This is a genomic window from Streptomyces sp. NBC_01445, from assembly GCF_035918235.1.
GTDB lineage: Bacteria > Actinomycetota > Actinomycetes > Streptomycetales > Streptomycetaceae > Streptomyces.
Genome location: NZ_CP109485.1, coordinates 8,966,368 through 8,982,064, shown reverse-complemented (window position 1 = coordinate 8,982,064; position 15,697 = coordinate 8,966,368). Strand labels below are relative to the sequence as shown.

Annotated in this window: 6 protein-coding genes and 1 pseudogene; 2 read left to right on the top strand and 5 right to left on the bottom strand. The window is 70.3% G+C overall.

Translation table 11 applies throughout. The features are described from left to right. Positions 1–263: 263 nt before the first annotated feature. The 5 genes from OG574_RS52855 to OG574_RS40970 all read right to left on the bottom strand — a co-directional run bounded on the left by OG574_RS52855 (position 264) and on the right by OG574_RS40970 (position 10,329). Positions 264–440, bottom strand: coding sequence for a hypothetical protein (locus tag OG574_RS52855; protein WP_442816879.1), 177 nt, complete (start codon positions 438–440; stop codon positions 264–266). A gap of 292 nt (positions 441–732) precedes the next feature. Continuing rightward, entirely contained in the window at positions 733–981 is a 249-nt protein-coding gene (locus OG574_RS40985) for a hypothetical protein (protein WP_326777313.1), read from the bottom strand. A 127-nt stretch (positions 982–1,108) separates the two neighbouring features. Then, the gene (locus OG574_RS40980; RefSeq protein WP_326777312.1) at positions 1,109–4,300 is read right to left on the bottom strand and encodes a family 78 glycoside hydrolase catalytic domain; all 3,192 of its coding nucleotides are present in this window, start codon (positions 4,298–4,300) and stop codon (positions 1,109–1,111) included. 17 nt (positions 4,301–4,317) lie between these two features. Then, positions 4,318–7,683: a glycosylhydrolase-like jelly roll fold domain-containing protein gene (locus OG574_RS40975; RefSeq protein WP_326777311.1), complete on the bottom strand. Its 3,366-nt coding sequence runs from the start codon at positions 7,681–7,683 to the stop codon at positions 4,318–4,320. Positions 7,684–7,743: 60 nt separating this feature from the next. Further along, complete coding sequence (locus OG574_RS40970) at positions 7,744–10,329, bottom strand: beta-L-arabinofuranosidase domain-containing protein (RefSeq protein ID WP_326777310.1); 2,586 nt, start codon at positions 10,327–10,329, stop codon at positions 7,744–7,746. A gap of 308 nt (positions 10,330–10,637) precedes the next feature. Here OG574_RS40970 and OG574_RS40965 point away from each other — a divergent pair, with 308 nt between their 5' ends. Continuing rightward, complete coding sequence (locus tag OG574_RS40965) at positions 10,638–13,586, top strand: glycosyl hydrolase (protein ID WP_326777309.1); 2,949 nt, start codon at positions 10,638–10,640, stop codon at positions 13,584–13,586. A gap of 151 nt (positions 13,587–13,737) precedes the next feature. Beyond that, positions 13,738–14,143: pseudogene (locus OG574_RS40960) on the top strand (ATP-binding protein); the annotation flags it as partial. Between the last annotated feature and the right edge of the window lie 1,554 nt (positions 14,144–15,697).

Genomic DNA, 15,697 nt, shown 5'->3' with positions numbered 1-15,697 from the left:
CCGCGTCCTGTCCCGGGAGTCCGGAGCGAGCGTCTTCGCTCGTGCTCCGACCCGTTCTCCGGGACGACAGCCATAGTTAGCGATGCCCGAGAGGGGGCGCAAGGATGTGACGTACTACCCCACTACGGAGGAATGTCCGAAATGATCCGATAAGGCGCCTTCTGTGGGCCTCAGGGCGGCCCCAGTCGCTACTACCACCATTAGTATGTGATCTGGCTCCTATGGGGTGCTTCACAAGCCCGACCCCCTCCGCGTTACCCACATCACGCGTTCAGCCCGGCTCGCAGGCCACGACGATGCCCTCGGACGGCGACGAGCACATCGATGCGGCCGAAGCGGGCGAGCGCGACGTCGACCGCCGCGCGTGCCGCGTCGGGACTGGTGACGTCCAGCGGCAGAGCGAGGGCGCGCGCAGGCTCACGAGCGAGTCGACGCCTCACGGAGCTCAATCGCGTCCTCGCACGGCCCACCGTGGGTCCACACCCTGACCTGGCCGGACGGGACATCCATGTCCCCCTCACCCTGGGCCTCCCCCACACCCCGCCGTCCGCAGGCGGCTGGTCATCCCACACCTCCACCGGCAAGGCCGGGGTGTGGGTGTGGCCGCCGCTTTTCAGATAGACCCGCCGGCCGCATGCGGCGACGAACGGGCGAGGCGAAGGGCCAGCTCAGGGCGCACTTGCGGATAGCGGTACGGCCGACCCCCGGTTCAGCACCTGCGCCGGCCGGGTCTCATCGTGGTCCCGGGCTGGAGCCGTCGATGAGGACCTCGCCGTACGCGTTCAGGTCTGTGCTGTCGTACACAATCTGCCAGTCGGTCCAGCCGCTCGTGGCCGAAGCGGCGACGATCTTCCCGCGCGGGATCACCGCGTACGCGTTGGTCGTGCGGGTCGAAGGCGAGGCGGCTGCGCTGCGTGGAGCAGGGCGGGGCGGACCGGGGATCTCGGTCGTGTGCCAACCGCCTGCGGAATCACGGTACATGTCGAGGGTGCGCGCGTTCGCGATCCGGTCGGCGGCGTAACTGGTGGTGCACTGGCCGAGGCGGCCGGGGACACGACCACAGGGGGTGCGGCCGCCTCGCCCAGCCCGACGCCTGGCAAAGGGCTGTTCAGGCAGCTGGTTCGTACGTCGATGCGAACGTCCAGATGCCGGCCCCGACCTCGTAGGTCGCGACGCCGTCCGCCTTCTCGACGAACCGCGCACCCTTGGGAGCGTGGACGTCGCCGGAGCTGACGGGCATCTCGACGCGTGCGGTGCTGCCCGCCGGCACCTTCGCAGCGAGACTCAGCCGGTCGCCGTCCAGACTCCACCGGGTCGCGGCCTCGCCGTACGGGGTGGTGTGGGTGGCGCCGGCCGAGGTGAGGTCGCCGACGGCGGCCGGGGCGATCCGCAGCTCGCGGTAGCCGACCGAGTCCGGTGTCTGGTCGAGTCCGGCGAGCCGCTGGGTGAACCAGGCGTCGATCGCGCCGAGCATGAAGTGGTTCTGCGACTGGCCGGAGCCGCCGTCCCAGCTCTCGCCGAGCGTGGTGTTGCCCGCGAGGACCTGGTAGCCGTAACTCGGGGACGTCGTCCGCGTCGCGATCTTGTAGACGACGTCGTCCCGGCCTGCCTCCGACAGCACGCGGAACGCGGCGGGCAGCGAGATCTCGCCGAGGAGGAGGTGGTGGCCGGCGGACTCGATCGAGGACACCAAGTGGGCGAGCAGAGAGGCTCGTTGACCGTCCGGGTACGCGCCCATGTCGAGAGCGAGTGCTTCGGCGCCCTGGCCTCCGCCGCCGAACGTGCCGGTCTGCTGGTCGTAGAACTTGTCGGACAGGGCCTTCGCGCTCGCGTCGGCCTTCGCCCGGTACGTCGCCACGCCGGTGTCGTCGCCGAGGACGCGGGCGATGTCGCTGAGCGCGTTCACGACGCGCCAGTAGCCGTACGTGCCGGAGACGGCCTTGGGGAAGGTGGTGTCCGGGGTGAACCAGTCGCCGAGCGAGTAGTCGAGGATGCCGCCGGAGATCTTCTGCTCCAGGAACGCGACGTACCTCTTCATCTGCGGGTAGTAGGCGCGCAGCGTCTCCTTGTCGCCGTACGTCGTGTACAGCTGCCAGGGCACGAGGACGAAAGCCCCGCCCCAGTTGGCGTCGTTGCGGTAGGTGCCGGGGAGCTGGACATAGTCGGGGACAGTGGAGGGGATGAGGCCGTCCGTCGTCTGCGCGTCGGCCATGTCGCGGACGATCTTGCGGAGGTAGGACCGCATGTCGTAGTTGGCGGCGAGGGTGGGGAAGACGAGCTGGTCCTGTTCGAGCCAGCCGAGCTTCTCACGGCTGGGGCAGTCGGTGAGGACGCTCATCATGTTGCCCTCGACGGCCCGGCGGGTGATCCGGTGGATGCCGTTGATGAGGTCGTTCGAGCTGGTGAAGGTGCCCGCGGAGGCGTTGTCGGCGCGCAGCACCTTGCCGCGCACCGCCACCGTCGCCCCTGCGGGCAGGCCGCGGATCTCGACGTAGCGGAAGCCGTGGTAGCTGAACTTCGGGTGCCAGGTCTCGGTGTCGGCGCTGCCGGTGGTGTAGCTGTCCCACAGTGGTGCGCCGACGTTGCTGATGGACTGGTTGGCGTGGCCGTTCTTGAGGCTCTCGGCCGGGTAGGCACGGATGGTGGTGCCCTTGGGGGCGGTGACGGTGAGCTCGGGCCAGCCGGCGATGTTGCGGCCGAGGTCGAAGATGCGGCTGCCGTCCGCGGCGCCGGAGACCTCGGTGCCCTTGAGGGTCTCGACGACGCGGACCGGCTCGGTCTCGCGGGCGCTGAGGACGGCGGGCGTGCCGGCGGCGTCGGCCTGCGTGGCACGGTCCCATGTCGAGTGGTCGCCGGTGGGGACACGGCGCGCGTCGTAGTCCTCGCCGCCGTACCAGTTGGAGGACGTGGTGGCGCCGAGTGTGGTACGCCAGTCGGTTCCGGAGGCGATGCGGCGGACGGTGCCGTCGGCGAGGGTCACCTCCAGCTGGGCGATGAGCTTGGGGTCGGCCTGGTTGCCGTAGAGCTTGCGGTAGCGGTCCGCGGTGGACAGCTGGTTCGAGATGCCGTTGCCGAGCTCGACCGACAATGAGTTGGCTCCGCCCCGCAGTTGGTGGGCCACGTCGTACGTGGCGTACTGGACGCGGTCGGCGAAGTCGGTGTTGGCGGGTTCGAGGACGGCGTCGCCGACGGGCTGGCCGTTGAGGCTCGCGTCGTACACGCCGAGGCCCGCCATGTAGAGCCTGGCCCTGCGGACGCCCTTGGGGAGGGTGAAGTCCTTGGCGAACATGGGGAGTCCGGAGGGCAGGTACGGCTCGGGCGGCTTCTGCCCGGTGACGTTCGCGGCCGTCGTGTACGGGCCGTCGGCCGCGTCGGCGGTGGCGAGACTGTAGTCGACGGGGAAGTCAGGGACACGGCCGTCGTCGGCGAGTTGGTCGGCGCGCGGGAACAGGACGACACGGTCGAAGGTCTTGGCCTCCTTCAGGTCGAGGGTGAGCGTCACGGGCGCGTCGGCGGTGTCGTGGGTCTGGCTCTGATAGCCGGCGCCCTGGTCCCAGGCGCTGTTGGTGATGCCGTCGACAGCGAGTTTCGGTTCCCACACCTTGCGTTCGGTGTCGGTCTCGGACGCGGTGACGGTGGCGCCCTGGGCGAGATCGGTGTCCGGGGCGGCGGAGTCGCGGACCTCGATCTCGGCGAGTTGGAGGCGGTGGGCGAGGGCCGGGAAGTCGTCGGCGAGCGGGAGTCCGAGTTTGGTGACGTCGAGGCGTACGTAGCGTGCGGTGGTGCGCGGGAGTTCGACGGTCACGGGCTGGACGGTGCGCTTGCTCAGCTCCCAGTCCTTGTTGGTGATCCAGGCGGCGGACCAGTCCTTCGCCTCGGTGAGGCCGGTCTCGAAGGCAGCGGGCGCGCTCCAGGCGGCGGCGTGCCCTGCGCCCGGCGTCCACAGCTGCACGCGCCAGTACACGCGGGTGCGGGAGGCGACGCCACGGCCGGCGTAAGTGGCTTGCGGGACAGACGAGTCGACCTTTCCGGAGTCCCACAGGTCGGGGCGCCCGGCGGCGAGGGCGGCGCTGCTCGTGGCGGCCTGAAGGCGGAAGGCGCTCTGGGCGGCGCCACGCAGCTGCCAGCTCAGTTCGGGGGTGGTGTCGTCGATGCCAAGGGCGCTGTCGAGGTGCTGGGTGCGCAGCTCGACCGCGGTCGTCGTGCTGTCTGCTGCGGGGACGGCCACGGCGGACGGTGCCACGGTGACCAGTGCGGTGAGGGCGGTCGCGAGCAACAGGGAGTGTCTACGTCGAATCATGGCGGAGGTCTCCGGGGTCAGGCGCGGGTCGGCGCCAGGTCGACGGTGAGGGGCAGGCGGGGGCGCAGGACAACCGGGCCGAGGAGGCCGGACGGCAGCGGCTTGTTGCGTTCGTTGGACAGGGTGTTGGAGACACGGACGGAGATCCGATTGACGCCGGACCTGAGGCCGTCCGTCACGTCCACGACGTAGGGGGCCCAGAGCGTGGGCGCGAACTCCTTGCCGTTGACGGTGACCCGTGCGACCTCGCGGACCGTGCCGAGGTCGAGGTGGAGGCGCCGCCCGCGCAGCGCGGCGGCGTCGAGCGTGATGTCCTTGGTGTAGGTGCCGCTGCCGGAGTAAAGGGGCGCGATGTCGCTCCAGCTGCCGAGCGGCCGGGTGACGGGTTCGGTGCCGTCCTTGGCCAGGGTGAGGGTCCAGTCGCCGTCGACGGGGATCGCCGTCAGCGGGTCGGTGACCTTCGCGGTTCCCGTGTACGAGGTGCTGCCGTCACGGCCGGTGAGGCGGTGGGTGCCCGGGTCCTGGGCGAGGAGGGTCACTCGCAGGCTCTTGTTGCTCCGCGTCACAGCGGTGACCGCGGTGACCGGAAGGCCGTCGGTGTCGGTGACATACGGAGCGGCCTCGGCCCGGTGCCGCACGACGATCGCGAGCGTCTCGTACGGGTCGAGGACCAGTGCCAGGCGGACACCGTCATGAGTGGGCAGTGCGCGGACGGGCGCGGGCCGGACCCTGCCGGTGGCCGGGTCCCACAGTTCGGGTTCGCCGTGCGCGGGCAGCAGGGCCGTGGTGGTCACTCGGGTGCCGCTCTCGTTGTTGAACAGGAACGCCGTGTCGGCGCCGCGCGTGGTGCGCAGGACGCGGACGGCGTCGGCGGCGGGTTCGAGGACAGCGGCCTGTGCGGATGCGCCGTGCGCCACCGCGGCCAGTCCGTCGGTGCCTGCGACGAGGGTGGCGCGCTCATTGCGGAACAGTGTGCCCAGCTCCCGGCTGAGCGCCGCGTCGTCACCGTCGGCCGCGAGCGCGGGCAGATCGCCGACCGCGACGACGGTGCCACCGGACCGGACGAAGGCGGCCAGAGTACGCACCGTCGCCGTGTCCAGTACGGGTGTCGCAGGGATGACCACCAGCTCGTACGACGCCCGGCCGACCCTCAGCACCCCGTCGTCGGTCTCCGCCTGCGCGAGCAGCGCCTTGTCGCCGCTGAGCGCGCCCTCGTGGACCAAGTCGAAGTCGACCTGCGCACGTTCGAGGGCATAGGCGGCGTCCGCGAAGGCGTCGTCGACCTCGCCCTGCCGGTCGGTCCCGGTGAACTGCTCGGCGGCGCGCTGGGGTTGGAGGAGTGCGGTGCGGGCGCCGGAGGTGCCGCGGGCCAGTTCCATGACGCGTCCGATCCACGCGGAAACCGGCGGCATCGACCACCACCAGGGGTTGCGGGGGCCGAACGGCGGGGCGAAGAAGACGTGCGTCTCGTCCGTCCAGAGGGCGTGCAGGACGGCGAGGTTGATGCCTCGGGTGGCGTACGCGCCGACGAGGGCCCGCATGAAGTCCGGGGCGATCTGCCAGCCCATGTTGCCGAACATCTCCATGAGGACGCGCGGCCGGCCGGTCTGGTGGGCGACGGATGCCGGGTTGCGGGGGTCCGTCGTCGGGGTGTTCAGCTGGTACTCGGCGGTGATGCAGTCGCCCCCGGGCACCTGCGCCCACTGGTTGACCTTGTGCAGGTCGCCGGTGGAGGCGATCCGCTTGGACGGGGCCGTCTCGTCGTACAGCGGGTTCGTGACGAGCCGCACGCCGCGCTCGGCGTACCACTCGGACTGCTTCTCGAAGTAGCGCGAGAACCGGTCGGAGACGGCCTGCCAGTAGCGTCCGCGCAGCACACGGCCGCGCTCGCCGAGGTCGTCGAACGCGCTCGCGTACGCCGGACCCGGCTCGGCGTCGACGGCGTCGAGGGCGGCGGCGAGCGTGGGCGACCAGGGCCGGCGCTTGAAGGAGTGCGGCTGGGCGGACGCGATGAAGGGTTCGTCGTCCCAGAAGCCCTTGATGACGGTGCCGAAGTAGCGGCGGAAGCGGCGGTGGTACTCGCCGGGCACGATGTCCAGGAACAGTTCGACCGGTTCGTCGTCGAGGAGGTCGAGGTAGCCCCGGGCGTAGCCTGTCGAGTCGTCGACGAGCTCCACAGCGCCGAACAGGTCGATCTGCCAGTCGCCGTCCGGGATCCGCCAACTCCCCTCGGTGATACGGCCGGTGAGTTCGACGAGGTCCGCCGCGTCGGTAGCCCCGACCGGGCGGGCGGTGGCCGCGGCGGGCACAGGCGCGCCCTTCGGCGCGGGTCTGGCCGCGAAGTCCCCGGCCGCGGACGAACCGTCGTAGGTCTGCGTGTAGAGGACGGCGCCGTCCGCGCCGGTCACCTTCAGCTCCTCCCACAGGGAGCGCTGCCCGTCGCGGGCATGTACTCCGACGCTGTGGTGGGTCAGGGTGTCGTCGGTGGCGGTGCCCTTGTCCTTTCCGTCGAGGGTGACGGAGACGGTGGCGCCGCTCACGGTGACGGCGAGGGTGTGAAACTTGGTCTTGTTGAAGCCGTCGGTGCGGGTGGACCTCGCCAGTTGTGTCACCTCGGCGTCGGCGACGCGCGACAGGGTGACGACGCCGGTCTGGTCGAACTCGACGAGGATTGCGTCGCGGCCGTCGGAGGAGGCGCGCACCAGCAGTCCGGTGGCGAGGACATCGGGCTTGGCGCTCGCGGTGACGGTGCAGTCGCCCCAGTCACCGCCCGCGCGCAGCACGGCCGGTCCGGCGAGGACGGCGGCGTCGGCGACGAGCTGCCCGGCGTCCACCCCGACCCCGGTCGTGTCCAACAGCCGTACGGTTCCCGGTCCCTGGAAGATGGCGGTCGACCGCCACAGCCCCTTGAGCCGCAGGTCCGGGCGCGGCTCGTAGGTCCGCGAACCGACCGTGCCGCCCTTCGTGACGAAGTATCCGGCGCGGCCGCTGGGGAAGTGGTTGTCGTTGAACAGCCACACCTTCATGCCGGTCTTCTCGGCGGTCTCCAGGACGTGCCCGACGATGTCGAACCAGCCCTCGGTGAAGAAGGCGGGCTGCATCTCCGCGTTGTCGTAGGGGAAGACGACGATCTCGTACAGGCCCTTGGCCCGCAGGTCCGCCATCTGCGTATCGACGAGTTCGTGCGTGACGGGCCCGTTCCAGTACCAGTACACGGCGGGCCGGCTGTCGCGGCGCGGGTCGGCGAAGGTGGCCGCGTCGAAGGTGGTGGCGCCGGCGTCGGCGAGCGCGACACCGGGCAGGCCTCCGGTGAGGGCGGCGGCGGTCAGCGCGGAGAGTGCGACGAAGCCGCGTCTGGACAGGGCGGGGTGCTGTTCTGGCATGGCGAGAGGCTTTCTACTGAGGCAGCTGACTGGGGCGCTTGCTGAGTGAGCGGGGGGGGCTCAGGCGCGGGCGAGTGCCGCGACATCGGCGGCGGGCAGCGCCCGGTTGTGGACGCGGAATCCGGCGATGGCGCCGTGCAGGTACGGGTGGCTGGGGTTCTGGGACCGGCCGAGGTAGTTGCGGGTCGTCGCGCCCAGGAGCAGCGGCGAGGAGACGAAGGCGTCGTTCCGGCCGGCCTCGACTCCGTCGACGTACAGGACTCCGCGGCCGTCGCCGACGGTAAGTGCGACATGGGCCCAGGTCCCGGTCGGCAGGGGAGCATCGGCGTCGACGAAGTCCTCGCCCTCCATCCCGGCGATCTTCAGTGCGGCCCGGGGCCGTCCGGTGCCGGTGCGGGCGGCGAGAAAGAGATACGTCGACTTGTGGTACCCGAGGTCGAAGACGCGGGCCGAGTTGGTCTGTGTGTCGACGCGTACCCAGGCGCTGACAGTGAGTTCGGTGAGTCCCGTGATGAGTCCGGCGGGCAGCGCGACATGACCGTCGGCGCCGTCGAGGGCGACCGCGGCGGTGCGCCCGTCACGGCCGGTGGTCCAGGTGGCCCCGCCGGTCAGTCGGCCGAGGGCGTGGGTGCCGGTCGCGTCCGCCACGGTGCCGCCCGATCCCTCGGCGAGGAGATAGCGGGCGGTCTCACGGGGGCGGCCCGGACGCGGCACGGTCGCGAAGTAGACGTTGTAGTGCTGGTGGTGAATCTGATGAAAGGGGCGCAGGGAGACCTCCGCGCCGTCGGCCTCCTCCGCCGTGAACTCCGGTGTTCTCGGGGAGACTTGGCGCACGGATGCACGGTCCAGGGAGGGGATCGTGGGCGAGTCGGTGGTGCCGTACGCCCCGGCGAGGACGAGCGGCCCGTAGGACAGGGCCTGCACGTGCGGATTGTCGGGGGCCGGGCGCCAGGTCAGAGCGCGGGGGAAGGCCAGCTCGACCGTGTCGCCCGCGCTCCAGTGCCGGTCGATGGTGAGGTAGGTGCCCGGCGCGGCGTCCGACATGTCGACGGCGCGGCCGTTGACGGTGACGCGGGCGGCGAGGGGCCGGTCGGCGTCTGAGAGCCAGCCGGGGATACGCACTTTGAGCTGGAAGCTTGCCGCGCCCCGGGTGACGGTGATCCGGACGGGGTCGCCCGCGTCCGGGTAGTCGCCGGTCTGACGCAGCGTCACCCCACCGTCCCGCCAACGGACTTCTGACGGTACGAACAGGTTCACGTAGAGGGCGGGGCGCTCGGCTCCCGCCGCCCTGAAGTAGATGGTGTCCGCGAACTTGGTGTGCGTCTCGAGGCCGGTGCCGTGGTCGCAGGAGAAGTTGTCGTAGTCGCTGCTGTAGCTGCCCGGGGTGGAGCCGAGGCCGCCCTTGGGCTGTCGCTGCGAACCGGCCCACAGCCCGGTGTAGTACGTGACGTAGCCGTGCTCGGAGTCCGGGTCCTGCTCGCCGAGCATCTGGTTGTACAGGGCCCACTCGTGGTGGTCCATGTACGCGGCCTTGCCCGGGTCGTGCAGGAAGAGGCGGCGGCCGAGCTTGAGCATGTTGTACGTGTTGCAGTTCTCGCAGGTCTCCTCGGAGAGGCGACTGACGATCTCGCCAGGCGGGCCGAAGAACTCCTGGTTGGCGTTGCCGCCGATGACGTACGAGTGGTCGCGCACGACGATGTCCCAGAAGTGCGCCGCGATCGCCCGGTAGCGGTCCTCTCCCGTCGCCTCGTAGAGGCGGGTTGCGCCCACGACCTTGGCGATCTCAGTGTTGGCGTGATGTCCGTCGAGTTCGTCGCGTCCGGCGCCCAGCGGCGCGAACAGGTCCTCCTGGTCGAAGCGGCGCGCGGTGCGCAGCGCGGTCGCGTCGCCGGTGGTCAGGTGCAGGGCGGCGAGCACCTCGTTCATGCCGCCCCACTCGACACGCAGGACGTTGCGCATCTGCGTCTCGTCCAGCGGGCCCATCCGCGCCTCGACCCACCCGGCCATCCCCTCCAGGATGCCGAGGGCCTGGTGGTTGCCGGAGAGCCGGTACTGATCGAGCAGTCCGGCCATGATCTTGTGGATGGTGTAGTAGGGCGCCCAGGGTTTGCCGCCCGCCTCGAGGTCGGCGAAGACCTTCTCGGGGAAGGCGGACAGATAGCCCGCGGTGAACCCGGCAGCGGACGCGGCCCGTTGGCACTCGGCCAGCGCGTTCACGAGGTGGCGGGCCTTGTCGGCGTATTCCTCGTCGCCCGTGTTCGCGTGGGCGAACGCGAGCCCCGACAGCAGGTGCCCGGTGGTGTGGCCGCGCAGCTGGACGTCCGGTGCCTCCCAACCGCCGCAAGGTTCGGCGCCCGACGGCAGGCCGACGTTGGTGCGGAAGGTGTGGAGGAGCCGGTCCGGATCGACGGCCTTCAAGTACGCGCAGGTGCGGCGCATGTTGGCACGGAACGGGCTGTCGAGGAGCGTCACATCGGAGAGCGGGAACTCGGCGAGGGCGGCCTCGGCCGCACCGGTCCGGGACGCGGCCGGGGCCGGGGGGAACGGTGCCGCGCTCGCCGCGCCGGACGCCATTCCCAGAGCGGCGCCGGCCGCCACTCCCGATCCGACGACGAATTTGCGTCGCGTCAGCTGTGGTCGGGGCATGCTACGGCTCCTTCTGCGCGTATGTACGACGGGGAGAACACGGCGTGACGGGTGCGACGTGGCAGGTGCACCGTACGGGCGGCAACCAGCGCGAGTTGAATCGTTTCGGTCGGCACAGTCGGCAACTGTGCGCGAGGCCACATCGCCTGTCAATCCGCTTGTACAGGTCGTTTGTTGCACACCTCTTGCCACTGGTCACAGCTGCACGTAGGTTCCTGCACCTCACCATTGAATCGTTTGAACCGTTCAACTGGCACTGGCCAGGGACGAGGAGAGTAATGAGCCTGCGCCGTCGAACCGTGTTGAGAATGGGCGCCTTGGCCGGGGCCGCCACAGCGCTGTCCTCGGCCGCTGTCGGGCAGGCCCTCGCGCAGGGTTCCGGTGCCACGGGGGCCTCGGCAGTGGGCCTACGCGACCCCGCGGCCGCCGTGCGACCCAAGTTTCGATGGTGGTGGCCCGACGCTCTGGTCGACACCGGTGAAATCGCCCGGGAGATTCGGGAAATCGCCGCGACCGGGTTCGGCGGGGTGGAGATCGCGGCGGTCACGCACAGCATGGACGAGCAGTTGGACACGGTCCGCTACGGCTGGGGTACCGCGGCCTGGCGTGCGGCGGTGGAGGCGGCGCTGCGCGAGGCGAAGAAGCGCGATGTGGTGGTGGACCTGACGATCGGCCCCGCGTGGCCTGGCGCGGTGCCTTCGATCACGCCGGACAGCCGGGCCGCCGCGAAGGAACTCGCCCACGGCGTCGCCGTGCTGGAGTCAGGAACCACGTACGAAGGTCCGGTTCCGGAAGCCGTGAGCGAGGCCGGGGAAGGCGTCACGGACCAGCGGCTGCTGCTCGTGCAGACGGTGCGGGTCTCGGCGGGCAGCACGCCGACGTCCGTGCCGGTCCGCCTGGACCGGGACACGGTCACCGACATCACCGACAGGGCGGCCGGCGGGCGCATCTCCTGGACCGCGCCCGACGACGGAGCGGCCTGGCTCCTGGTGGCCTACTGGGAGCGCGGCTCGGGTCAGCGTCCGGAGGGCCGCGACCACACCACACCCCTCGCCTATGTCGTCGACCACTTCAGCGACGCGGGAACGCGCGCGGTGACCGACTTCTGGGAGGAACATATCCTCACCCCGTCGATCCGGACGCTGCTCAAGGAGACGGGCGGCACGCTCTTCGAGGACTCCATCGAGATCGAGACCGACGCGACGCTGTGGACCCCGGCGCTGCCCGCCGAGTTCGAGCGGCGGATGGGCTACTCCCTCCTCCCCCACCTCGCGGCGTTCGTCGAGAAGAAGGAGAAGTACGCCTTCAGCTTCGAGCCGTCGCTCGACAAGGCGATCCGGCGCGACGTGATGGAGGTCGTCACCGAGCTCTACGTCGAGCATCATCTGCGGCCGCTGCAGACGTGGGCACACACGCTGGGCCTGAAGCTGCGCATCCAGCCGTACGGCCTGGAGACCGACGCCATCTACAAGTCGGCGCTGCTCGACGTCACCGAGGGCGAGTCCCTCGGATTCAAGAACCTCGACGACTTCCGCTGTCTGGCGGGCGGCCGCGACATGGGCGGCAGGCCGCTCGTGTCGAACGAGGCCGGTGGCACGGCCGGCGGCGCCTACTCCACCAAGTGGACCGACACGCTGAAGAAGCTGGTCACGCAGTACGCGGCCGGGGTCAACCAGGCCGTGTTCCACGGCTTCGCGTACGCGGACGCGCCGGGCGCCCAGTGGCCCGGCTTCGCGGCGTTCTCGCCGTACAAGGGAGCCGCCGGATATGGCGAGGCCTGGGGACCGCGCCAGCCGCTGTGGCGGCACACACCGCAGATCGCCGACTTCCTCGCCCGGGTGCAGCAGGTGCTCCAGACCGGCGTGAACAGGGTCGACATCGGCGTCCTGCGACAGAAGGGGTACGCGGGATCCGGGCTCGGCGCGCCCTGGTTCACCAGCGACGGCGTGCCCGTCGGCTGGACGCACACGTTCCTCAGCCCGCGTCTGCTCGACCTACCGTCCGCCGTGGTCCGCGACGGACGGCTGGCCCCCGAGGGGCCCGCGCTCAAGGCGCTGCTCGTCGACGGCGACATCATGATCAACCGGGAACACACGCTCCAACTCGACGTCGCCGAGAAGCTGTTGAGCTACGCCCGCGCGGGCCTGCCCGTCATCCTCATCGGCGACTGGTCCGACGCCCACGTCCCCGGTCTCGCCCGCCCCGGCGACAACGAGCGGCTCGTACGGCTCCTCGATGAGCTGCAGGAGCTCAAGACCGTCCACACGGTCGCCGACCGGCCCGACGTACCGCAGGCCATCGCCGCGCTCGGGCTGACCCGCGACGTCGAGCACGCCCAGTCCTCGATGCTGCTGCACGCCCACCGGGCGGACAGCACCGCCGACTACTACTTCTTCGCCAACGACGCGGTGAGCAAGAAGGGTTCGACCGGCACCCGCATCACGCACGACGTGACACTGACCGCGCACGTGAAGGGCGCGATCCCGTACCGCTTCGACCCATGGACGGGCACCGCCACCCCGGTCGCCCTGTACGCCCGCACCGACGACGGCCGCGTGCGGCTGACCGTGGACCTGCAGCCAGGCGCCGTCACCGTGCTGGTCCTGACCCGCCCGTCCGGCGCGGCACCGAAGCGGTACGCCACGGCCACGCAGGCCGACGACATCCGGGTGCTCGAGGACGGCCGCCTGGAGATCCGGGCCTCAGCCCCGGGAACGTACACCACCACCCTCGACAACGATCGCTCGGTCGCCACAACGATCGGCCCCGTCCCCTCCCCCGTGTCCCTCACCTCCTGGAAGCTGACGGTCGACGACTGGCGGCCGGGCGCGAGCGCCACCGAAACCGTCCATGAACAGCACGAGTTGAACCTTGACGCCCTCGCGCCCTGGACGCTGTTGCCGGGCCTGGAGGACGTCTCCGGCATCGGCCGATACCGCACCACCGTCCGTCTGGGCGACGACTGGGATCCCGGCACGCACGGCGCGGTACTCGAACTGGGCGGCGTCTTCGACACGTTCACCGTGCGCGCCAACGGCCACGACCTGCCGCCCGTCGACCAGCTCACCCTCGTCGCCGACCTCGGGTCCCGGCTGCGGCCCGGCGCCAACACGATCGAGGTCGAGGTGGCGACGACCCTGCTCAACCGGCTCCGCGTCGCCTGCCCCGCCGTGTTCGGCGGCGGCAAGCGGCAGGACTACGGGCTGACCGGACCCGTCCGCCTCGTCCCGTACGCGCGCGCGACCGTGCGCACCTGAGCCACACCCGAGAAGAACGGCACATCGTCACAGCGCATCTTCACCGTCGAAGGGAAACCACACACGAGCAGCGACATCCGCCACAGGGCCGTGCCCGTCGTGCCCGTCGTGGCCGCCGCGGGCACGTTCGGGAGCGCGACACCGGCCCGGGCCACCCACCGACGACCTCGCTCTTCTGCTCGCCCGCACGCGTACCGTCAGGGAGCAGGACACAGCCTTTTAGACGCTCCCCGCGGATCCGACCTCCGTGGCGGTCGCCCGTTCGATGGTCACTCGCCAACTCGCGGACTGGGGGCTCCACGACCTTGTCTTCACCACCGAACTGGTGGTCAGCGAGCTCGTCACCAACGCCGTACGTTACGCAGGCGGACCGGTTGGGCTGCGATGACGTACTCCTGTGCGAGGTCACCGACCCCAGCAACACCCAGCCACGCCTGCGCCGGGGCCGTCCAACGGATGAAGGCGGCCGGGGTCTTTTCCTCGCCGCCCAAATGACCAGCCGCCGGGGCTGCCGTTATGGCGGGCGTGGGAAGACGATCCGGGCGCAGCAACCCCTCGCAGATCTATCCCGCGGTTTGAGCCCTCTTGACCAAGGGAGCTCCAGGCTGGTCAGGACAGTTCCACGCCAACCTCCCCAGCAACGGCGGCGCGATATGAGTCGAACTGCGCGCCATCGAGGAGGTGATCACGTCATGACCAATCCTGCCTGTGAGGGGTATCGAGGTCCATCGCCCGCATCACATCCCACAGTGCGGCGCTGGCCTCTGTGTCTCGTCCAGCTTCGCAGTCGAATGGGCGATCAGCCGGTGAACGGTGCGGGGGTGCCCCCTATTCTGAGGAAGTAGTTGGGAGAGACTCGGGGGAGGGTTGTCGTGGCTCGGGTGGTGCTGGTGCACGGGCAGGCCGAGCCGGACGAGGCTGATCATGTCGGCGGCGCTGTCGTCGACCCGGCGGGTGGCGGGGCGGGGCTCGGGCATGGCGCTCCTAATACTGGCGGCGCTGCGGATCCAACGCGGCGGCCTGCGGCATGGGTTGGCCGTCGCCGCCGTTGTCGGCGGCGCATTGTCGCGTCGGCAGGCGAGGGCGTCCGGGTCGTAGGCCGGCGTCTGGAGGCTGTAGCCGTCGGGGCAGGTGTGTCCGTCCTTGCCGTCGGCTCCGTCTGCGCCGTCCTGTCCGGCGGGTCCTTCCAGGTCCGGCCGGCTCGGGTTCGTCCTGCGGGCCGGCCGGTCCCGGCACTCCGTTACTGCCGTCGGCTCCGGTCGGGCCGGTGGTGCCGACGCCGTCGCTGCCGTTACTTCCATCGTCGCCGTTCTTCCCACTCTTGCCCGGGGATCCGGACGGGCCGGGACTGCCCGGCTCGCCTGGATCCCCTTGTCACTCTTGGCGCCGACGTCACGCCTGAGATGCGGAAGCACCGGCTGGTCCAGCTCGAGGCCCGCTGGAAGCGCGGGCGGCGCGTGGCCCTGGAGGCCGCAGGTTGAGGTCTTCCCGCAGTTGAACTCCCAAAAAGACTCCTAACCGATCACAGCGGAGCCCCGTACCGATCAAGGTACGGGGCTCCGCTGCTGCTCAAACCCGTTGGGCGCGGACGGTTTCGAACCTGTGGGGCTCGGAAAGTCGTTGCCGCAGGTGGCACGGGCAAGCGATCACCACTGACACCATGACCGCGTGATCATTTCGCTGCTGTACAAGGTGGCCCGCAAGCCGTCGTCCGTCCCCGGGGTGCTGCTGCGCAGCGACACCGCGAAGGCCGCCGCGGTACTCGTACTCCGGCACGAGAACGCGGTCCTATGCCGCCAACGCGCCAGCCCGATCCGTTACGAGACCATGTTCGCGCGCATCCGGGAGGGTTCCAGGACTGCGTATAAGGGCTGTCCCGAAATCCCTGGTGGAACAGCGCGTAGCGTCAGATGCGGTGCTGAGCGTCGAAACGCTCGCCTGACTGCCGTAACCCGGCGCGCGCAGCGAACCTCCGCCCGCAAAACTGTTGGGCGTACGTGCTCCATCCGTCCTGTCGGGGAGACAAAGAAGGTTTTCCTGTGCGTCTGCATCGAGTAGCACTGTGGGTCACGATCCCTATGGCAGTTCCTCTCGTGGCGGCACCGGCCGGA